At 29.3% G+C, this 20,334-nt stretch carries 33 protein-coding genes; 28 read left to right on the top strand and 5 right to left on the bottom strand.

Annotated elements, in window-relative coordinates; translation table 11 throughout:
* Positions 1 to 177: 177 nt before the first annotated feature.
* Both Q0958_RS14350 and Q0958_RS14345 read right to left on the bottom strand, forming a co-directional pair.
* Entirely contained in the window at positions 178 to 966 is a 789-nt protein-coding gene (locus tag Q0958_RS14350) for a MipA/OmpV family protein (RefSeq protein WP_299124259.1), read from the bottom strand.
* 114 nt (positions 967 to 1,080) lie between these two features.
* Positions 1,081 to 1,722 (bottom strand): NAD(P)H-binding protein, encoded by a 642-nt coding sequence (locus tag Q0958_RS14345; RefSeq protein WP_299124257.1) that lies wholly within the window; start codon positions 1,720 to 1,722, stop codon positions 1,081 to 1,083.
* Positions 1,723 to 1,836: 114 nt separating this feature from the next.
* On the opposite strand from Q0958_RS14345, the gene Q0958_RS14340 reads away from it, so the two are divergent.
* Positions 1,837 to 2,199, top strand: coding sequence for a helix-turn-helix domain-containing protein (locus Q0958_RS14340; protein ID WP_299124255.1), 363 nt, complete (start codon positions 1,837 to 1,839; stop codon positions 2,197 to 2,199).
* A 148-nt stretch (positions 2,200 to 2,347) separates the two neighbouring features.
* On the opposite strand, the gene Q0958_RS14335 is transcribed toward Q0958_RS14340, so the two are convergent.
* The gene (locus Q0958_RS14335) at positions 2,348 to 2,509 is read right to left on the bottom strand and encodes a hypothetical protein (protein WP_299124253.1); all 162 of its coding nucleotides are present in this window, start codon (positions 2,507 to 2,509) and stop codon (positions 2,348 to 2,350) included.
* Between the two features lie 333 nt (positions 2,510 to 2,842).
* Here Q0958_RS14335 and Q0958_RS14330 point away from each other — a divergent pair, with 333 nt between their 5' ends.
* Positions 2,843 to 4,012 (top strand): hypothetical protein, encoded by a 1,170-nt coding sequence (locus Q0958_RS14330; RefSeq protein ID WP_299124251.1) that lies wholly within the window; start codon positions 2,843 to 2,845, stop codon positions 4,010 to 4,012.
* Between the two features lie 357 nt (positions 4,013 to 4,369).
* Here the strand turns inward: Q0958_RS14330 and Q0958_RS14325 are convergent, their stop codons facing one another.
* The gene (locus Q0958_RS14325; RefSeq protein ID WP_299124249.1) at positions 4,370 to 4,807 is read right to left on the bottom strand and encodes a hypothetical protein; all 438 of its coding nucleotides are present in this window, start codon (positions 4,805 to 4,807) and stop codon (positions 4,370 to 4,372) included.
* A gap of 905 nt (positions 4,808 to 5,712) precedes the next feature.
* On the opposite strand from Q0958_RS14325, the gene Q0958_RS14320 reads away from it, so the two are divergent.
* From Q0958_RS14320 to Q0958_RS14310, 3 genes are read left to right on the top strand one after another with little or no spacing between them, the layout of a single operon-like run.
* Positions 5,713 to 5,901, top strand: a complete 189-nt coding sequence (locus Q0958_RS14320) for a hypothetical protein (protein WP_299124248.1) — start codon at positions 5,713 to 5,715, stop codon at positions 5,899 to 5,901.
* The gene (locus Q0958_RS14315) at positions 5,867 to 6,697 is read left to right on the top strand and encodes a hypothetical protein (protein ID WP_299124246.1); all 831 of its coding nucleotides are present in this window, start codon (positions 5,867 to 5,869) and stop codon (positions 6,695 to 6,697) included. The genes Q0958_RS14320 and Q0958_RS14315 overlap by 35 nt, the downstream gene beginning before the upstream one ends.
* 3 nt (positions 6,698 to 6,700) lie before the next feature.
* Positions 6,701 to 6,901, top strand: a complete 201-nt coding sequence (locus tag Q0958_RS14310) for a hypothetical protein (RefSeq protein ID WP_299124244.1) — start codon at positions 6,701 to 6,703, stop codon at positions 6,899 to 6,901.
* Here Q0958_RS14310 and Q0958_RS14305 read toward each other — a convergent pair.
* A complete protein-coding gene (locus tag Q0958_RS14305; RefSeq protein WP_272151102.1) occupies positions 6,898 to 7,305 on the bottom strand; it encodes a hypothetical protein in 408 nt (135 codons plus the stop codon). The genes Q0958_RS14310 and Q0958_RS14305 overlap by 4 nt on opposite strands.
* A 130-nt stretch (positions 7,306 to 7,435) precedes the next feature.
* Between Q0958_RS14305 and Q0958_RS14300 the strand changes: the two genes are divergently transcribed.
* The 23 genes from Q0958_RS14300 (at position 7,436) to Q0958_RS14190 (ending at position 20,333) form a co-directional block, all read left to right on the top strand.
* Positions 7,436 to 7,705: a hypothetical protein gene (locus Q0958_RS14300; RefSeq protein WP_299124242.1), complete on the top strand. Its 270-nt coding sequence runs from the start codon at positions 7,436 to 7,438 to the stop codon at positions 7,703 to 7,705.
* 442 nt (positions 7,706 to 8,147) lie between these two features.
* Positions 8,148 to 8,462, top strand: coding sequence for a hypothetical protein (locus Q0958_RS14295; protein ID WP_299124240.1), 315 nt, complete (start codon positions 8,148 to 8,150; stop codon positions 8,460 to 8,462).
* Between the two features lie 81 nt (positions 8,463 to 8,543).
* A complete protein-coding gene (locus Q0958_RS14290; RefSeq protein WP_299124238.1) occupies positions 8,544 to 10,457 on the top strand; it encodes a hypothetical protein in 1,914 nt (637 codons plus the stop codon).
* Between the two features lies 1 nt (position 10,458).
* Complete coding sequence (locus Q0958_RS14285; protein ID WP_299124236.1) at positions 10,459 to 10,764, top strand: hypothetical protein; 306 nt, start codon at positions 10,459 to 10,461, stop codon at positions 10,762 to 10,764.
* Positions 10,765 to 10,766: 2 nt separating this feature from the next.
* Entirely contained in the window at positions 10,767 to 11,111 is a 345-nt protein-coding gene (locus Q0958_RS14280; RefSeq protein WP_299124235.1) for a hypothetical protein, read from the top strand.
* Entirely contained in the window at positions 11,108 to 11,821 is a 714-nt protein-coding gene (locus Q0958_RS14275; protein WP_299124233.1) for a hypothetical protein, read from the top strand. Before Q0958_RS14280 ends, Q0958_RS14275 begins: the two co-directional genes overlap by 4 nt.
* Positions 11,822 to 11,865: 44 nt before the next feature.
* Positions 11,866 to 12,522 (top strand): recombinase family protein, encoded by a 657-nt coding sequence (locus Q0958_RS14270; protein WP_272151423.1) that lies wholly within the window; start codon positions 11,866 to 11,868, stop codon positions 12,520 to 12,522.
* 261 nt (positions 12,523 to 12,783) lie between these two features.
* Complete coding sequence (locus Q0958_RS14265; protein ID WP_299124230.1) at positions 12,784 to 12,927, top strand: hypothetical protein; 144 nt, start codon at positions 12,784 to 12,786, stop codon at positions 12,925 to 12,927.
* 5 nt (positions 12,928 to 12,932) lie between these two features.
* Positions 12,933 to 13,088, top strand: coding sequence for a hypothetical protein (locus tag Q0958_RS14260; protein ID WP_299124228.1), 156 nt, complete (start codon positions 12,933 to 12,935; stop codon positions 13,086 to 13,088).
* Positions 13,089 to 13,112: 24 nt separating this feature from the next.
* Positions 13,113 to 13,451, top strand: a complete 339-nt coding sequence (locus Q0958_RS14255) for a hypothetical protein (protein WP_299124227.1) — start codon at positions 13,113 to 13,115, stop codon at positions 13,449 to 13,451.
* Positions 13,433 to 13,726 (top strand): hypothetical protein, encoded by a 294-nt coding sequence (locus Q0958_RS14250; protein ID WP_299124225.1) that lies wholly within the window; start codon positions 13,433 to 13,435, stop codon positions 13,724 to 13,726. The genes Q0958_RS14255 and Q0958_RS14250 overlap by 19 nt, the downstream gene beginning before the upstream one ends.
* A gap of 8 nt (positions 13,727 to 13,734) precedes the next feature.
* Positions 13,735 to 14,010 carry a hypothetical protein gene (locus tag Q0958_RS14245; RefSeq protein WP_299124223.1) on the top strand — a complete coding sequence of 92 codons (276 nt, stop codon included), beginning with the start codon at positions 13,735 to 13,737 and terminating at the stop codon, positions 14,008 to 14,010.
* 21 nt (positions 14,011 to 14,031) lie between these two features.
* Positions 14,032 to 14,289 (top strand): hypothetical protein, encoded by a 258-nt coding sequence (locus Q0958_RS14240; RefSeq protein WP_299124221.1) that lies wholly within the window; start codon positions 14,032 to 14,034, stop codon positions 14,287 to 14,289.
* A complete protein-coding gene (locus Q0958_RS14235; protein WP_299124219.1) occupies positions 14,289 to 14,711 on the top strand; it encodes a hypothetical protein in 423 nt (140 codons plus the stop codon). The genes Q0958_RS14240 and Q0958_RS14235 overlap by 1 nt, the downstream gene beginning before the upstream one ends.
* Positions 14,712 to 14,819: 108 nt before the next feature.
* The gene (locus Q0958_RS14230; protein ID WP_299124217.1) at positions 14,820 to 15,026 is read left to right on the top strand and encodes a hypothetical protein; all 207 of its coding nucleotides are present in this window, start codon (positions 14,820 to 14,822) and stop codon (positions 15,024 to 15,026) included.
* Between the two features lie 153 nt (positions 15,027 to 15,179).
* Positions 15,180 to 16,673, top strand: coding sequence for a hypothetical protein (locus tag Q0958_RS14225; RefSeq protein ID WP_299124214.1), 1,494 nt, complete (start codon positions 15,180 to 15,182; stop codon positions 16,671 to 16,673).
* 8 nt (positions 16,674 to 16,681) lie between these two features.
* Positions 16,682 to 17,128: a hypothetical protein gene (locus Q0958_RS14220; protein ID WP_299124211.1), complete on the top strand. Its 447-nt coding sequence runs from the start codon at positions 16,682 to 16,684 to the stop codon at positions 17,126 to 17,128.
* Positions 17,129 to 17,130: 2 nt separating this feature from the next.
* A complete protein-coding gene (locus Q0958_RS14215; RefSeq protein WP_299124209.1) occupies positions 17,131 to 17,721 on the top strand; it encodes a hypothetical protein in 591 nt (196 codons plus the stop codon).
* A 71-nt stretch (positions 17,722 to 17,792) separates the two neighbouring features.
* The gene (locus Q0958_RS14210) at positions 17,793 to 18,146 is read left to right on the top strand and encodes a hypothetical protein (RefSeq protein ID WP_299124208.1); all 354 of its coding nucleotides are present in this window, start codon (positions 17,793 to 17,795) and stop codon (positions 18,144 to 18,146) included.
* Positions 18,147 to 18,416, top strand: a complete 270-nt coding sequence (locus Q0958_RS14205; protein ID WP_299124207.1) for a hypothetical protein — start codon at positions 18,147 to 18,149, stop codon at positions 18,414 to 18,416.
* A 21-nt stretch (positions 18,417 to 18,437) separates the two neighbouring features.
* Complete coding sequence (locus tag Q0958_RS14200) at positions 18,438 to 19,349, top strand: hypothetical protein (protein ID WP_299124205.1); 912 nt, start codon at positions 18,438 to 18,440, stop codon at positions 19,347 to 19,349.
* 2 nt (positions 19,350 to 19,351) lie between these two features.
* The gene (locus Q0958_RS14195) at positions 19,352 to 19,543 is read left to right on the top strand and encodes a hypothetical protein (protein ID WP_299124202.1); all 192 of its coding nucleotides are present in this window, start codon (positions 19,352 to 19,354) and stop codon (positions 19,541 to 19,543) included.
* Between the two features lie 13 nt (positions 19,544 to 19,556).
* A complete protein-coding gene (locus tag Q0958_RS14190; protein ID WP_299124199.1) occupies positions 19,557 to 20,333 on the top strand; it encodes a hypothetical protein in 777 nt (258 codons plus the stop codon).
* Position 20,334: the final 1 nt, after the last annotated feature.

Raw genomic sequence — 20,334 nt, 5'->3', positions numbered from 1 at the left:
CACTTGAATGGTTTATGAGTGAATTTGAAGATGATATTAAAAAAGTTAAACTTTAAAATATCTCCCATTCCCACTAGTATCTAACTAATGATAACTAGCAAAGGATATTTTATATATTACTTGAAAAAACCTTTGAATAGTATACTATTCAAAAGCTTTTTAATCCATAGGTTTGTCTTAGAATCTGTATAAAGCAGATATTGCCGTAACAAATTGGTGCTTGTTTCCTGTTTGAATAATTGGGCTATCTACAACATCTGAAATAAATACATTGTAACGGAATGCCATACCTAACATCCATTTTTTATTCAATAAATAGAAAATATTTGAAGACACTCCAACATCTTTAAAACCAGACTCCAGTTTATAACTTGGTAAGTTAGCAGCTAAACTACTTGTTTGAGATATCCCAAAATAGGTATTTAAATAGTTTGAGGTAGCAAAAGAGCTATTTATTGCAACTCTTGAAATTAACTTCTTTTTTCTATGGTTAAACCCTACTTCTACATTGGCCAAACCACCATCGTTTGCTCCAGTAATATCGTGTGTATAGCTCGCTTTAATATCTACTTTTTTAAAGTTATACTTAGCAAACAATCCTGCTCCAACGGCAAAGTCTATTTCGGGTAGCAGCGCTATTTTAGTATTAGACACAGAGTTGTTTCTGTTTATTTTTGAGGCAATCATGGGACCAAAATTCCACTTTCTATTTGCCAACACATTGTATTCTGCATTTAGTCCGTACACTCTTATATATCGACCATTTATCCAGTTAGCAGAAAAACTTATGAAAGGTAATACACGGTAATCTTTCGCTCCTTCGTACTCAGGAAACAAAGCAACACTGGCTCCTAAACTATAAAACACTTTTTTAGTAACTGGGGGTTTTTGTTGCTTTTGAGCTAGTAGGTTATTGGTATAAAGACTGCTTATTCCAATAATAAAAATTAAAAAAAATCTCGTCATAAATAGTTATTGTTATAATTAGGCAACAAAACTATTGGCTCTGACACTTTCAATTCTGAAACTAATTTCAGTATTGAAATTCTTTTTTAAAATGTATGTTTTAGATATTTCTTATCAACTTCCAACAATTGGAAAACGTCTATTCCAACTATTGTCATCAATGTTATCTAACATAAAATCACATAATTGGTTTAAACTAACTTTCATTCCAACAACATTATTTGCATCGACTTTAAGGTCACCTTCAATATCTTTGACCATAGGAGGTCTAATATTTACAAAATTTATCGTTGAATTGTAAAGAATTTCCAATTCACCATCTTTAACATTAATCAATTGTTTTGCCATCATTTTTAGCATCAATCTTATAATTTTTCTTGAAAAAGATAACTTCTCACCAGGATATTTAATTCCTGCACCAGCAATACTAATCAGTTTTTCAACTCCTTCTGCCGGCATGGTTTCAGTTATAAATTTTAATGATTTGTGATATTTAGTTTCATCAACATCCTTTGATTTAACTTTTATTGGAGGACCTATCGTTGAAAGGATAGCAACCGACCCTTCCATAGCTTCTTTAAGCTTTGAATGATCGAAATAATTTCCCTCTATTATTTCAACTCCTGAGTCTAACCATCCTAAATTCTCTATTGAACGAACCAAAATTTTTACTTTATATCCCCTTTTAGTAGCTCGCTCGACAAGTCTTTTCCCAACCATTCCAGTAGCTCCAAAAATTGTTATTTGATTTTTCATTTTATATTTTATTCATTAACGATTCAAAAGTATTACATTTGGTATATAAAAGATAGTAACTTCTTATAATATACAAGTATACTTTTGTATACCATAAGAAATAAAACAAACATTATGAATAAGTTAGACAATACATCAGGAATAAAGAAATGCCCTAAAGAATTTGTTTTAGCTGTTAATGATACGCTAAATGTTTTAAGCGGAAAATGGAAATTATCTATTATAGCTTCAATGCTATGTGGGAATCATAGGTATAAGGATATAAAAACGAATATTGAAAAGATTACTCCAAGAATGCTATCAAAAGAATTAAAAGAATTAGAGTTAAATGGGATTATCACAAGAAATGTCTCTGACTCAACTCCAGTTCGAATAGAATATCAAATGACTGAATCTGGTAAAAAAATCATATCTGTCTTAGATGCTATGGTTAATTGGGGTATAGCACATAGAGAATCTGTTTTAAAAGTAAGCTAGTTTTAATCATAAAGTTCTTTGTAATTATGCTTTTAGAAAAAGCTAGTAGAAAATTCTTTATTAAAAACAGAAAACACAATTAATTAAATCTGTAGTACGAAGCGTATAAGAAAAAGAAAAGCGAACCGAAGTTCGCTTAAGAATAGTTTTAGCATTTATTTGCAGGATATTCAACACCACAGATATAACAATAACCATTAGAATACACTGGTGTTGCACTACAATCTAAAGGTTCTTGAAATCCTCCGCTAATAGATTGTTGAGCTGATTTGTTTAAGGCTGTTCCTAAGTTTGAAATGTTCTTTAACATAATTTGAATTTTAAAATTTCTCAAACCTATGGATAAATAAAAACAGTGAGTCAAATAAAACCGTAATAAAAGTAAGGGTTTACCTTACTTAACAAAAATTAACAACTACTGTAAATAGTGTAATATTAAGAGTAAAGAAAAAAATGGATTATCAAGTAGAACCAAAAAACATGAAAGCAAATAATACAATTGATATAAGAAACAGGCTGATTAAAAGAATCAGATTCGACGTTAATTAAAACTTTGCCTACTTGTACGTTTATATCTACTGTTTTAAGTTTTACAGTAAGTTAAATTCGTACTTTTGCTTTAAAATTATTAAAATAAATTGTTATGAAAGCAAAAATTAAAATTGCTGCTATTGTTATGATAGCAATGAATTTTGGTGTTAAAGCTCAAAATAGTTTTCCATCAATAGGAACAGTAAGCATTTACGAAACAACTGATAATCAAACAATTCCTAAATTATCTTTAGGTAGACGTGCGGGAGAAGCATTAAATTTCTATGTGTCTGATTATGTTGGAATTATTAAGTTCAAACAAGATGAGCCCAACCATATTCATGAAATGAAATTTGACATTGAGTCGCCAACAATAAATGAAATGAATTATGACTTTATGTTTAATAAGATTTCTAAATTTAGAATTAAATCAAACGGAAAAGTAGGTATTGGTACAACATCGCCACAAGATTTATTAAATCTTCATAACTCCAATCAAACTTCTAACATTGGGTTAAAAATAACTAGAGGAAATGAAAATCATGGTTTAAGGTTAGGTGTAAACAATACACATGCTTTTTTATGGACTACTGAAAATCAAAATTTAGCTTTAGCAACATCAAATAAAGAAAGACTTACAATAACTAGTGGTGGTGATGTTGGTATTGGTACTACAAGTCCAAGCGCTAAATTAGATGTTGGAGGAGAACTGAAAACGAATTGGGGTAGACTTGTTTTAAGAGATAATTCTTTAGAAGAATGGTATACAAACGGACCAGCAAGGTTAGCTGTAAATTACTTGGGGTATCAAAAAGGAGATAGTCAGTTTAGAGATTATACTATTTATAACGGTAAGAGAGTAGGAATTCTACATGTAAGTGGTGAACAAGAAAGCGTAGGTATTGGAACAGCAACTACTGGTAGTCATAAACTAGCTGTTGAAGGTTCTATTGGTGCTAGGGAAGTAAAAGTTGAAGCTAATGGCTGGTCAGATTTTGTGTTTGAAAAAGAATATAAATTACCAACACTCCAAGAAGTAGAGAATCATATCAAAACTAAAGGGCATTTAAAAGATATTCCAAGTGCAAATGAAGTAGAAAAAAATGGTTTCTTTTTAGGAGAAATGGATAGTAAACTATTACAGAAAATAGAAGAGCTAACACTATATACGATTGAACAAGAAAAAAGTTTAAAAGCTCAAAATTCTAAAATAAATGAACAACAAAAAAAAATTGAACGATTGGAAATGTTAGTTAACAAATTATTGAAAGGCAAAAAGTAAATAAATTTACTTTTAAATATTATGAATAAAAATCAACACCTAATAAGTGTTGATTTTTTCATGTTGAAAATTTAGAAACCGAATAGAGAATGACCAAAACCTATTAATCTTAAAAGTACTGTAAAATCTGGTTTTACCGAAACATACCCAAGCCTTTCTCCTGGTAGGAAATATTTATTTTTCAGTAAATGTATCAAACATTTATTGGGTAAACGCAGAGGTTATTGATAAGGTAAAACCTACTGATTTAAATGAGTAGTGATTTATTAAATGAGAATACTCTTTTGGTATATACAGTCAGAGACTAACTCTCGTTAGTCTCTGGCAATTATTTAAAACTGTAGTTATATTAAAAAGTTATTCAACTTTATAATAACCTCTAGATGGATGTTTTTTTAACTCACTCATTTCTGATTCTCTATACTTCTTATTATCAGGAACCCAAATGAGTTTACTTTTATTAGAACTATACCAGTCTTTTAATTTTTGCTTGAATTGAGTTCTATTATTAGACTTTTCAGCCATAAAATACCAATAGTTATTATAAGCCTCAGATTCATCAAACTTTTCCCAATCTTTAATTAAATCAATCTTTTTAGGAAAATCTCTAACAATTTCATAAATAACATCTACTGCAATTTCCCCAACCATATAATCTCTTCCTTGGTATAAAATTGTTGCATTTGTCGGAGTAGGATCATCTACTATTTCTAATAATTCTGGAACAATATCTATTTTTCTCTTTACTAACTCCCAATAAATAGAATCACCTGAAAGTTTAAAATAGTCAGGCATCTTATTTATCTTTTGAATTTGAAAAATAAGTTTAGAATTATCTTTTTGCTTTAAACATCCAGTAAAAAAGATTATTAAGAACCCACCTATTAAAAGTTTTATTTTCATAATTATTAACTATCCTATTTAGCTTTGCTTTAAAGATAAGGTTTATTATTTTACCTAGTATTTGGCTAATAGTGACTAGTATTATTTTTAGCTAAACCATATAAAAACAAAAAACCTTAACTCGTAAGAATTAAGGTTTTTCTTTGAAACTCAGTACGGGCGGAGAGACTCGAACTCTCACACCTCACGGCACTAGATCCTAAGTTTAATGTTTAAAAAAACAAAACAAAACTTATACTGATAATCAATACTTTATATTTTTATAAAATTAATTAAATTTGCAATTACATGTACTTTTACATGTACTGACTATAATTATATAATTGCATAATAATTATATACTTCGCTCGAAATTTAATTAATTTTATTAATAAATACAATACCCAACTACCCTATTTAACACATAAGGGTTAACCCTAATTAAGTTAGGGTTATTGGGTATTGTACAAATAAAAAAAACTTTATTTATTTGCATATAATAAAAAATAGAGTGAAAATCTATTTCTAGATTAATTCAATAATATATTGAAATTTTATTTTAGAATATTATGGATATCCATAAAATTAACATTTTTAAAAATATACTTTTACTCGATTTATAATCAGTCCTCTAAATATTTATCATAAATGCACAAGAAATTAAAATTAAATTCATCTTATTTATTTTCACTTTTTATTCAGAAAAATATATTAAATTAGAAAAAAAATTGTAGTACACCCTATTTTTTTATAGTTGTCTAATACATAATTTAATACGCTTATTTTTGTTTTTTAATAACATTATAAAACAAAAAAAAATGAAAAAAGTATTAGTATTATTAGTTGTATTTATTTCTTCAATTGTATTAACAGGATGTACAGATTTATCTGAAGATATTGAACCGCAAAATGTCACTCACAAAGAACTTGAGTCTACAGTAAAAACAGAACCAGGAAATAATGGACAAATAGATGACGACGAAGAAGAAGAAACAGGGAACGAATAAAATAACAATTAAAGGGATAATTATAGGCATAGTAACGTTTTTATTAATTACTATGTCTTTATTCCATATATTTTGGAATGAATTGTCGCACGAACAAAAAAGCCATAAAAAAACATATAAAGCGATAATTAAAAAAAGAGATAGTATTAATTATAACATTATTGAAAAAAACACAAAAAAATTACTATCTCTTTTTCCTGAAAACGATAGTATTAAATCTATTGCTGAAAGCTTAAGTAAAGGTTATAACTCCAATTTTGAAAGTATAAGATCTAATCTAAAGGAATATCATAAAACAAAGAGAGAACTTAATAAAAAACAGGCTTTTCTTGGAAGAAGTAGTTTTAGGTTTTGGTTAGCTTATTTTGGTATATCTGTAGGATTTCTTTTTTTTAGTATTAAATCTTTAAGAAATGATATACAAAAAGGAAGTAATTTTAGATTTCACTTTGTTTCTTTAACTGGAGTGATAGTCTCTTCATTTTGGATCATACACTTTACATTATTGACTCAAAAAGATTTTTTGAAAAATACCTATGTAATTTTTATACTAATATCTGCTTTGTTAATTTCAGTCTTTACTTATTTCCTTGTGAAAAACTACACATATAAAGACGATATTATACTTTCTCAACTTTCATTAATTGAAAGAATTAAAACAATTCATTATCCAAATATTGCTGTTAAAGCTATGTATGCAGAGAAATATGGAAAACCAAGTTATACTGGTCAACATATTGATACTACTATTGATGAGTTTCAAAAGGATATTAATAAAACATTGAAAATTGATTAAATTATGTTAGAGTATTTAAAAAATATTTTCAAAAGAAAACAGTATCTTACTGAAAAACAAAAGCAAGCCTTCAAAAAAGATTCAAAAAAAGAGGTTGCAAAGAAGTTAGATAAAATGAAAGAAGAAAATGATCGTTTAGATGATGAAATTAAACAGATTCAATTAGATATCTTTTTATTAGAAAATGATATAAATTTAAATTAAGAGTTTGTTTTGTCTTTTTTCTTAGACTGAAGTTCCAAAAGTTTATTTTTATCTTCTTTAAGTTTCTCTAGTACTTTTTCTTTAAATTCATTATCCATTAATAACTTATAAGCGGTATTCTCTCTAAATTTTTCTTTTTTATCAAAAATATAAGTAATTATTTCTTCAATACTAAATTGATCTAAAGAATCCTTTGGCTCTAAAAACATCTCTCCTTTTCCTGAAATAAGCCACTTTACATTAAGATTTGGGAATTTTTCAATAAGTAAAATCAACTTATCAAAACCTATATTTTTTGTAATACTGTTTACATAACCATTTGAAACATCAATAGACTTTTCAAAGGATTTTACAGTTAATCCGTGATGTTTTATTACTTCTTTTAGCCTGATTTTTACACTCACAAATAAAAATAATTAGATTTTTACTCTATTTTTTTTGAAATATTAGAGTATTACTCTATATTTGCATTAACGATATAACAAATATAGTAAATAAGTCTACATAATTTGTTAAAAGGTCAAAATATACAGGGTGTCAAATAATAACTTAAAAATAGCAATGAAAGAATTCGGCAAATTAAGTCAAGCCGAAAGAGAATTGTTCTTATCAGTTATTACTCCACAAAATTTTGATTCAAACCAAGAAAATAAAATAAAAACTCGTAAGAGTAACAAAAGTTCATTGCCTTTTGAACTTACGGAAGATTACTTTTTTCAAGAATTAGTGAAAAATCATAATAAGGAAGTAAGAAAAAGGCTAAGTAGAAATAAAAATAAAATCGAGTTGTCAAAAGCTGGATAAAATATAAGAGGTCAAGTCATATACGGGTACAAAAAAACCAAAGGGATGAGTGAAACTTATCTAACAGTAACCCACAACAAAAAACCGAATGACTACAATTTGACCCTGTATAAACGAAGTTGTGGGTTACTTCCTTAAAGTTCATTAACATAAATGGTAGAAGAATTTTTTAGTTGACTATTTATAGTTTACTAAGTTTGGTTAGTTGTTTAAGTGCAGCTCCTGGAGCTGTACTTTTATTTGATTTTAGTTTGTTGCTAAACCTATTACAAATTTTCCCCTTTTTAAAGATCATTTCCTAACAATTTAAATTGCAAAGTAGTTTTTTATAGTTTGATTAGATGCTATCAAAAATAAGTAACAGATACGGGGGACGTTCTGTTACTTTTTTGATAGTTAAACTTCACTAAAATTAGATTCTATCATTTTAATATTTAATAAAATGGGTCAAAAAGAATTAAAAAACTACAGAGTAAAAAAGCACTCTTCAGTAGAAGTTTTCTATTCAGAAACTGAAAGAGTTTTTTTTATTAAACATGATGAAAAACATGTGTTAAACAAACACTTCAAAAGCTTAATTACATGCGAAGAGTATGTTTTTAATCAATTTCAAGTGTATCTAAAAGAGAATACAAAAACAAATCAACCTCCAAACTTTTCATTTAAAGAAATAAAAAATCTATTGGATGCCTTTTTTATAAAAAGAGGGAAAAACTGTAAAACAAGAAATTATGAAGGAATTAACAAAGCATCTTAAAAAAAGAAAGTGGTTAGAAATTTCGACCCTCTACCACTTTCTACCAAAGGGATAAGCTAATGTCAAAACAGTAACTCAACCATGAACAAATATACAAATAATAATGCAAATTTTGCGCAAGAAAACGCAAAAAATTTGTCCGAAATTGGTGTTTATAACCAATTAGTCAGAGACTATTTAAGAGTAAATAAATTAGATAATTTAACCCAGTATGCAATTAAATTATTTAAGGATAACGCACAGAGAAAAAAAGTAACTATAGCCCAATATAATAAGGCTGTTGAAGAGTTTAATAACCAACATGGTTTTTTAATTCTGAAAAAAGGATTAGAAAACCAAACTCCAAACAAATATTACTCTTATATAAACTTTCCTTACTTAGATCGTGAATCCATTAAGGCAACAATGGATAAATATCGTCAGTATGTAAACAAATACAACAAACAAGCTGATGAAGAAAACGAACAAATAAGAAATTACAACAACACAAAAGTAACCCATCACTATAGTTTATCAGAATCACAAAAGAAGCGTAAGAAAGACTTTCAAGTTGAAAACAATTATTTGTTTGTAAAACAGTACAATGAACTTGTTGAAAAAGAAAACACAAAAGAAGCTTTTATTCCTAAAAAGAAAATCCAAAAAATTAAGTTTCAAAGTGAACTAATTTTTCATGTATTAATTGGTTTTTATACTTCTCAGTTAAGAACTCGTAATGCTTATTTAATGGAAATGAATAGACCAACGAGTACGCTTAAAAATTCATTGCCAAAACTAAAGATAGATCACAGGAAATTAGCTACTCACAAAATTGCAGATATACCTAGACTAGATATCTGTAAAAAGACTGCTCAAAACCATGTAAAAAGGCTTAGAGAGGCAAATATTTTGATTAATTATGTTAGAATTAACCAAAATAAGCCAGTTCAAGTAAATATAAATCCTCAGATTTTAGAAATTCTCGACGGAAAAGAACCTAAATCTCAAACCCTTGAAAATAAACGCTTTTCCCCTACTTTTTCGAAAACTTTGCACGATAATAGTGATGCTACTAGAACTAATTTAAAAGAAAAAGAAAGAAAAGACTGTGCAAAAAGCACAGATCTAAATAAATCCGGTTCGATGCTGGAGGGGAACGGAAGCAACAGCGTATGTCCTGCGGACGGCTACGAGAACACCAAAGGGATAAACAAAAAAAATTCACTAGGGCGCGCCGAAATCAAAAATATTCTTCCCAATTTTTTAAAACCAAGTGCGGGAAATAGAAAGACGTCTGGGAAATATGAGATTATAACCCGAAATTTTCTTTCTAGGTTAATGGATGATTACGAATTAGCCCAAAAATTAGCTAATGGAGAGTTTGACGATTATAAAGGATTACCATATAGCTATCTGCAAAAAATTGCCATGTATGCCCATGTAAGTAGGGAGGAATTTAAAAAAATCATACTTCAAGACTTTATAAAATCTTCAGCGAAAATTTGGAAAAACCACACTGTTTATCCTGGAGAATGGAAAAAGACAATTAATGCTTTAAACGAACAATTTCTTGAAAATATAGTCAACAAAGAAACGCTAATTAACAAGCTAAGAGAATATCGTTGGAAATTAAATTTTGCTAGAAAATGGTTTATTAAAAAAGCTCAAATGAAAGCTTTATTCCCTTACAAATACTTTGATAAAAACAGAACTCAAACCAATGAAATAGGATTTTATGGACTTCATAAAGTTTGGTTAAAGAATAAAAAATACAAAGAGCAAAGAGAACAAGAAAAGAAACGATTAGAAGTTGAAGCAAGTGCTAGAAATCGTAAAAACACAGAGGAAAAGCGAAGAATTTCACTACAACAGAAACTTACTAGGGCAATAAACAAGTACGAATCAGGAAAATATACACACGAGCAACTTTATACCTATGTGCAAGATAATTTACCGCATGAATACTTGCTATCACTACCAAACTTAATTAATAAAAACTATCAAAACTTAGCTTAAAATGGAAATAACGAAAAAATGTATTTGTGGAGCTGGTAATAAACTCACATGCCCAAATTGTTCTGAAGTAAAAATGGTAATTCTATTGAAAAATAAATACCATTATTTAAAACTGCCTGCAATAAATGGTGGTCGAAAATCTAATCCAGTTTGGTATAACCATTTAAGTAAAAACCGTAAAGCGTTTAACAAACTTGTAAACGCAATGTATAGACGTTTTCAAAATTCTGAATATGCTGGAAAGGCAAACAAAGTGAACTTTTACAGTAATGCAACAGGAAAATTAATAACAAGCATAACAGTTTAATTATGAAAGTGAAATTTAATTTTAGTGTAGATCAAGTTCTTGCAATAAATGCACTTTTAAACAAGGTTTCTAAATTAAACTTTAATGCGCTTAATACTGACGAAAAGATTGAGTATTCAATTGCAATTTCTTTATCCGATACTTTCGAAAGTAAAAAAAGAACCCTTCAGAAGAATAACAATTTATTTGATATCCATAAAAAAGTGAAAATGACATTGAATTATCATGAAGCTTGGGGATTGAGAAATATATTTATTAATCGAATAGGATTGTTAGAAAATGAATTTCAAAAATTTAATATTCAATCTTCTATTAGTCTAATTGATTCAAATGCTTACCAATTATGAAAAACAATAAAATAATTAAGGTTGAGCTTCACGAATCTTTAACCTCGATGCAATCTCTTTCGTATTCAATTATTAGTTATGGAGTTTTCTATGGACTAAAGCAAGCTGCTTTTTTTTACACGCTATTTGCTTACCTATTTACTAACGTATATGTAAGATTATTAGCTTCAGTATTTTTTGGCTACTTCATTTCTAGGGCTATGTTAAATATTGCGATAAATATCTCAAAAAGTAAAGACTGGGTAATTATCTCAATTGCATTTTTTGACTTTTTAGTTTTATGTGTAATCACAGATATTTTAAACCAGGATAACTGGAAGGTAACAACAAACTTATTAATCTTTTGCGCCTTTGTTACCTACTTAGGTTTTTGGCTGAATCATGTATTTGTTGACAAGGTAAAAGAAAAGCAAAACGAAAAGAGAGAAAAACAAAATTTAGCAAATGCAAAACAGATTTTAGCAGAAGTAAAAGAAGGTATAACAGATTCAAATCAAAAATTAGATAGTGTTAACCAGAAAATAACAGATTCAGAAACCAAGCTAACAGAAGTTAGCAGCTTAATAACAGAAAAAAAGCAAGACTTAGAAAAGATAGAGCAAGAAATAACAGATAGAACCTGCCCTTACTGTAATTCAGTTTTTTCAAATAAAAAAGGTAGAGATAGTCATAAAGGGAGATGTCCCGAAAAACCACAAAAAGAAAAATAAAAACAAACTTCAAAAAAACACTTACATAAAATAATACTATAACTATGAAATTCGGATACGCTAGAGTTAGTACTCCATCTCAAAATTTAGAAATGCAAATAGATGCCTTGGAATTATTTGGAGTTGATTTGAAAAACATTCATACAGATATTGCTTCTGGAGCAAAAGAAGATAGAAAAGGATTAGAAGAAATGTTAATGAAACTAAGAGAAGGAGATTCTGTTATTGTTTGGAAATCATGTAGACTAGCAAGAAATGTAAAACATATGCTTTCTATGATGGAATTATTTGAATCAAATAATATTGAGTTTAAAAGCATTCAAGAACCTTTCTTAGACACAAGTTCTCCTCATGGGAAGTTTATTTTCAATGTATTTACTTCTCTTAACCAAATGGATAGAGAAATTAACAGGGAACGTGTTATGTCTGGATTGGCTTCAGCACGTAAAAGAGGAATTAAAGGTGGTAGACCAAAGGGAATATCTCAAAAGTTAAAAGATGTAGCTCCTGGAGTTGTAAGTATGTGGAAGGATGATACTAAATCAATTAAAGCAATTCAAAAAATGTTTGGTATTTCGCAAGGCTCAGTCTATAAATGCCTAGAATTCGAAGGGATTGATGTAAAAAAATCAGAGCATAAAAACAAAGGAAATCAAAATGCGAAGGGTAAAAGAAAAATCAAAATTAAACGTAAAAATTAAACAGTAGTTAAGTAGACTTTGATAAAAAAGGAAACTACTGTTGATATAAGGTTTTTAATCAGTGTTATAGCGCTTTAGATATATACGAATTGCTATAAAAGATAAGTAGGAAAATAATAAAGGTATAATCCATAAAATTTTCTACGATGAAAACCAAAAGAATTAAAAAGCTAGCACAACAAGTAAAACTAATTATTGATTTATTTAAAGTGATAGTAGAAATTTTAAAAGAATTAAATAGTTAACGCAAAAACAAAAAAGGTGAAAAAATTTAAAGACGAAAACGGAAACAATCATACAATTGATAAAGTAGGTAATCATTTCATAAATGGTAAATGTGTAAATCCTAAAACTACGGATATAGGTAAAAGAATTGGCGATACCTACAAGGATTTAAAACTGTAGATAAAATGAACTATAAAAGAATAGCAGTTCCTGTAGGAGAAGCAACAAAGGGAACTTTAAAATGGAATCCTGCTGTAAGGTTAAACAATGTAACCATTCCTGTTTATCATGATGGTAAACTTGTTTTATTCGATACTCAAAAGGAAGCTTTAGAATATTAAAAGAATTATAAAACTGTAGATAACATGAAATCTAAAGAAAAAAATAAAAAAGAATCAACATTAACTGAATTGATAGTCGGAACAGTCTTTATGGGAGGACTAATTTATTTCAATGATAAATTAGAAAAAGAGAAGCAAAGAAGAGAATTAGAAGCTTTGGAAAGGCTACAAAGAAAGGAAAATGAAAGACTTTTAATTAACCTAGTATTAGGTGTTTCTCTTTGGGGTATCTATTTCTATTTAGTTCATGTAGAACATACAAATATATTCCCTGCTTATTTAGGAGGACTTATAGGAGCATACTATGCAGGAAACTCAATAATTGACTTATTTATAAATAAACCATGGAAAAGCCAAGAATAATATATACAAAATTCATTCTACCTCCATTTAGAGGTATGACTATACCTCCTTTTGGAATCTTCATAAGAAAGGATTTAAAAGGAGATAAAAAGATAATTGAACATGATTTAATTCATTGGAAGCAATATAAAAGAATGGGGTTAATAATGTTTTATTTCAGGTATTTCATTCAGTTATTAATTATTGGATATGATACCATGCCAATGGAAATGGAAGCTAGACAAAATGAAAAGGATTCTGATAAATGGAATTATAGAAGTAAGTATCATAAATAATTGTAATTATGACTAAAGATAAAAAGACATATGTCCTATTAAAGGGGATAGGAAAGTATTATGGACATGTTATAAAAGTAGAGTTGTTAGAAGTAGATTATGAAATAAATTTTGAAGCAAAAGTTAAAACATCTGAAGGTGTACTTTTTTTTAGTGTAGTTACTGGTTTTCAATCAGGTATAGGAAAAGAAACAGGTTTTTCTACTTATCAATTAGATATTGATTCAATAAAAGATAATCAGTTTTCGCACAGAAAATATTTAAATAATCTTAGAGAGATTTAAAAGTAATAGTAGTTCAAAAATATGAGTTGTGAAATTTTACAAGTAATGCTTTTAAGTACCTGGATAATCATCATTATTTACTTAGCTCAAAGAGGAAACCGTAAAAAAGGTTTCTTAGAAGGTAAAAGTTACTATGAAAAAGAAGCTTTCTTTAAATGGTTGTATGAATTAAAATCTTCAGATATATGCCAATATAATAAGGAGGTCCAAAAATTATTAAAGGTTGAATTAAAACATTTCAATCAATGGATTAATTATAAAGAAAGAAGTTTAAAATAATGATAATAGAATTACTCTTATTAAAAGAATTTGAAAGAAGAAACATGAAAAAAACAAAATTCAAAGCTCAGCCTTATTTATCAAAACAGTGTGGGCAAACTGTTTTATCTATGATTACAGGAAATTCAATTGAAGAAGTTTGTAAAGAAATAGGTAAAGAGTATACAACAGGAATTTATGCTGATTTAAAGCCTTATTTAGATAATAATGGATATAAAACAACTATTACTTATGGGGAGGGATTTAATATTAATAAAGTTCCTAATAATAGTATAATTAGATTTAAAAAGCCCGATGAGTCAGGACACTTTGTTTTAAAAAATGAAAATGGAGAAATATATGATCCTGCAGTTGGAATTGTCAAGACTTATTTAAACCATTACACAATTAGCCACTATTTAAAGTTTGAAAAACCAACATAAAAAAACCACTCAAAGGAGTGGTAGTTTTATTATCCAAAATGATTGTCGAATTAGGCGCCGACATAAATCAAAAGTAATAATAAAAGCAGATAGAACAAATTAAAAATTATGGAATCTAAAGAATATCCACCTCTAATGGGTACAAAGAAAGAGTTAGCTAAACACTATTGGAAATTACCTACAAAATTTTTTAGGGATACCATCAATAGAATTATAGCAGAATCAAGAAATATTGATATAGATATAGCAAAATATAAAAGAACAATTACACCTAAAGAATTTAGATTATTTGTAAGTGAAATCGAGGGAGTTTAGGAATATATAATTCTTAGACTCTTTTAAAATAGTTTAATGTTCTGTAAAGTTTTTTAAACTTTCTCAAAGTTACTTAGTCGAAAAAACGCTATAAAATAGCGTTCATATTTGCATTGAAGTTAACCAATCAAGGTTGATTTTTCAATGTAAAGAATGAGTATAGAATCGATAAATAAAGCTTTGCGCCGAAAAGTGATAATAAATTCAAAGTATGATATTTATTTCACTAAAACACCTTGTAAGTCTACCTATTTGGGATATTATACAACCACTGGTGGATTACATCAAATGGTTGAGTGGGCTTTAGAACACAAAGATTTTTCAAAAGAGATATCTAAAGTTTTAAAAGGTCGTAACCTTAAAGAAACGGTTGCTAATATTCATCAATTTATCTACGAACATGTTCAATATAAAGCTGACGATATTGAGCAAAATTTAAAAAGTCCTTCATGTGTCTGGAATACCAGATTAGAGGGGACAGATTGTAAGTCGCAAAGTTTATTTGCAAGTACAATCCTTTTATGCTTAAACATTCCACACTCATTTAGAAAAGTAAAACAACCATCAGAACCACATAGATGGTCGCATGTATATGTGAAAATTTCTTCCGGCAATCAAACACTCATTATCGACCCTACAAAAAGGGTGAACACAGAAGTTCAATATATACAAAAAGAAGATATGGAAGTAAAATTGCCTTACCATGGTTTGCACGCAGCATTGCCAAGTGTTCCAAGCCAACAATCAGAAACGGTTGCAAACTTCAGAAGTTTTTTAGCTGAATTAAATAAATCAGGAGTATCTAAAACCGTAACTCAAAAAATTGAATACGAAGTACGAAGAAGTACAGATAGAGGTATTAACCCTATGATTGATTTGCAAGCTACTCATATAGTAGTAAACAATGTAATGATTCCTTACGGAGTAAATGTTCAAGCGCAAGGGATGGGATTTGTTGCTGAAGGTATTCAAACGCTTTTCGGAAGTGGTTTCTTTTCAAGCTTATTCGGAGGTCAAACTTCAGCAGATGAAGTTATGCGTGATAGTATGGGAAGAATTCAAAGAATGATTAGTCAGGTGTCATCTATGAATTTAGGAGCTGAAGCGTATACCAATAAATTACTTTATAACATTGGTTGGTTAAGAGCTATGCACGTTAGAAACGGTGCGCATGCATCATCTACAAGGATGAAGAAAGGAAATGCAGGAGCTGCAAGGAATTTAGATCAAAAAATAAACGAAATCTTTAGCAAATTAGCTAGTCAAGCAAGTTTTACCAAGCAACAAAAATCCGTAACCTTTCCAGGTTCAAATCCATTATTAGGCGTAAACACTCATAGTAATCCAGGATCTTATTATGTAATTAGAATTACAGGAGGAGCAGGTAATGTAAATCAAGGAGGAGGAAATCAAAACATTGTTACTGGAGGTGGTTCTCAAAACTCTAATTCAGGAGGAACTCCAGTTATTCCAACAGGAAACGGAAATGTTCCAAGTCAGAACAATAACCCAAACCCAAACAATAACCCAAATCAAAATAAAGGAATGAGTACTACTACAAAAGTAGTTCTAGGAAGTGCAGCAATTTTGGGAGTAGGTACAGCAGTATATCTAGCAACAAAAGATAAAAGTAACACCAATAAATAAAAAGAGAAATGGAGTTTAAATTAAATCAAGAAAACGCCATTGATTCTGCAATTACAGGAGTTTCTACCATGGGTGGAGCTGTTGCATCAAAGGGATTAATGGGAATCGCCCCAGAGGGGTTAAAAAAGCCAATTGTAAGAGCTGGTCTTTCATTGTTAACACTTGCAATAGCTAGTGGAGTTCAAGGGGATGACACTTTAGCTAAATCTACAAAAGGATTTTTATTAGGAGTTTCAGTAGAACAAGGAGTTGGAGCAGTTGCAAAGGCAATCTCTCCAAGTGTTAAAGACACTCCAACAACCAGAGGAGAAAAATTTGTTGCTGCAATTGCGGGAATGAATGCTCCTGAAGATAACATGTATCAATCAACATTAGATCTGCCAATGTACAATTGGGATACAACAGATGTAATTGATACAGTAGAAAAAACAAAGGAATTAACTTTAAAAATGTAACAATGAAAATATTCAATTTACCAGAACACAAAAACTCAGTGCTTCAATTATTAGGAGCAGCAACTAATTTAAGCGCTCAATTTACAAAAGACTTAAATGCTGGAAATATCAGAGCTGTAAATAACAACTCTATTTTAAGAAAAGAAATTGTTCCTTCTCCTGGGCAGAAACAATTAATAGATGAAGAAACTAAAAAAATTGTTGGGATTTCTGATTTTACAGAAGAAGTTCTTCCACCTTCAGAAGTTTTAATTGTTACTGGAATCAGAATCGGATATGCAACTCATACTGACTCTAAAAAAGCAGCAGTATTATCTTATAACGAAGCTTTTCCACCATCAGTTAGAAACGCTGTGTTAAGAATTCGTCAAGAAGAAGATGTAAAATACACGACTTCTTTATCTGAATTAATTAACGTAAACAAAGATTTTGCAAATCTTGCTGATGAAATCTTCAAATTAAAAGTTCCTTTCACTTTAAGTGGAGGTTCAAATATCAAATTTGAACTTGACTATCCAAAAGGTGCTGAATCTTTAAAAGATAAAAAAGAGTACTTAGAAATCGTTTTTTCTGGGTATAAAGCTACTAGATAAGCAGCAAATTATAATTATAAATTATAAAAGCCCATGCTTTTAAGTATGGGCTTTTTTTAAACTCTTATAAGATGGCAAAATTAAAAATCAAAGTAATAAATATCACAATTAAAGAACGTGGTGATTTTGATTCTAAAGAATTGAAAATTGATAGCGGAAAAGTTGAGAAGTGCGCCTTATTTACAGAAAATTCACCTAGTGAAATTGTAAATATTAAGATTGAGGATGCAAACACCAATGAGGAGCTTCATCCTTTTGTTACTCACAAAGAATTTCAGCCTACAAATGGAAATCATTTTGATAGCAGAAAGGATATTCATTTTGATGGAAATAGAAGGATTAAAATTGTTGCTCAGGCTATAAAACCATTAGCTAAAGAGTTCACTGGTCAAATGGTGTTTTACATAAATCAAGAACAACAATAGATGGAAAGAGGAAAGTTTGTAGAGAGTAAGATTACAAGCGATGATAGTTTGTCACTTGCAAACTTACAAAACATCTACTTTAAAAATGTTGGGGCAACTGATGTAAGAATAGGATTGTTTGTCTTAAAACCTGCCCAAGATAGATATATCAAAACAGGAAATACAACCTTAGATCAAACAAGTTTAGATATTAATTTTCTTGGAGGTTTAGGTAAGCAACAAGATTTATATGTGAGCTATATAAAAATGCCTGATTGTACATGTGACTAATTTAATTACCACCGAATCAAAATGAAAAATACATTAGAAGAAATAGAAGCTTTTTTACAAAGCAACCCAGCCAATTTGGTAGATATTTTCAATTATGATAACCATAATGAAAAGTTCTATAAAAAAATTTCTTATGCTGACTTACAAAGAAAAGGGGTTTCTTTTAAAGATTTAATCTCAGAGTTACATTATACACGTAGTCATAACACTTTAGGAGTACAAAAATTTAAACCTAATGGTTCAACCAATAGGAAGGTTGATTATGTTATCCGTATTAACAATTCAACACAAAACAAAATGCCAGAGGAAGTGGTTCATGAAACAGCGCATGGTGTAATAGAAAGTCAGCCAACTATTGCACCGCCTGTTTCTTCTTCAAATCATTATACACATAATCATAACAGTATGAATACACCAGGAGGAATGAACGCACCAATGGGAATGTCAATGCCTGAAGTTGTAAGATTAAATGTTGTAGAAGCAAAGTATGAATCATTAAAAGAAAGATATGATGATTTAAAAGAAAACTACAATAATCAGAGAAAAAAAATTGATGATTTAGATTCTGAAAACAGAAAACTAAAGGGTGTAATTGAAATTGCAGATAAAGTAAAAGAGGTTGCTTTAAAAGAGGAGCAATTGAATAAAAAGCCACTCATTGACCCTGATGTTTTAAAATCTGCAATTGGTATGCTTGGTCAATATTTACCTAATAACCCAAGTGCTTCAGTAGGTATGGCAGCACCTGATATTACTGAAGGATTATCGGAGAATAAAAAAGCCTTTGTTCATTTAATCAAATCGGATAATATAAGTGATGAATTCTCAAATCAGCTATCATATTTAACCGTAGCAATGATACAAGTAGCACCATTTAAAAAAGAAGTAGAGGAATTAATCAAAAAACATAATATCAAAGATTTAATACAATAATTATGGCAAATTTTAAAGTAGACGTAACAGGAAAGAACGCACTGGATAAAATGAATAGACAGGGAGCTTTGCAAAAAATAGATAAGCATGCTTCAACAGAAGCATTAATCATTTTAGGCGAAATAATGGAAGAGAAACCAGGAGCAAGTGATGTGTTTGTAAGTCAAGTAGATTTATTAAAAACATTCATCTAAAAAACAAGTAGTAATGAAAACAAATCAAGGAATGGGAAACCCTCTAGTAATTGCAGGAGCAACAAACATAGTTAATTCTAAGGAAGGACAAAAGGCAATCGGTCAGGGAGCAAATGCTTTAAAAGTGATATTCCTTGTTCTAGGTGTAGCAGCAGGACTACGATATGTAAATATTCAATATAAAAAGCTACGAGCTAAGAACTTTGCTAGAGAAAATGCAGGGAATCCAAATTTAACAGCAGCAGCTATTATTTATGAATCATTTACTAGGGTTGGTTTTCCTGAGTCTAGCTTTTTAAGTATGCTGATTCCTTCTATTAATATTTCTACTAATGAAGGAGCTTTATATGATATCGCAACTAAAGTTTCCAATGTAAAAGCAGTATCTCATGCCTACTATATATTATTTGACCGAAGTTTATTTACTGATATCCATAAAGGCTTAGATACAGAAGAATTAAAGAAGTTTTGGGGAACTATAAGTTCAACATCCCAAAATCAAAATTCAACAACCCTTTACCCTATAGGAAGTACACTTTACTGTGCTGATAAAAATGGAATAACTGTTAATCAAGCAGAAAAAGAAAACGGTGTTTGGAAAGGTACAGGACACTTTTATGATAAGTTAAAGTTTGGCGAAAAAGTGGGTGATATTATTGCTCATGGTGTTTTTAAGCATCCTGATGGAAGAGAAGAAAACTATTACATAGTTGAATCATATTTTTTTGCGATTCCTTTTACAAAAACTGGAGTTGTATTGCAGCATCAAGTAACAAACGAAAAAAAATAAA

It is taken from the genome of uncultured Tenacibaculum sp. (assembly GCF_947499065.1).
Lineage (GTDB): Bacteria > Bacteroidota > Bacteroidia > Flavobacteriales > Flavobacteriaceae > Polaribacter.
This window is presented reverse-complemented; position numbering and strand designations above follow the sequence as displayed.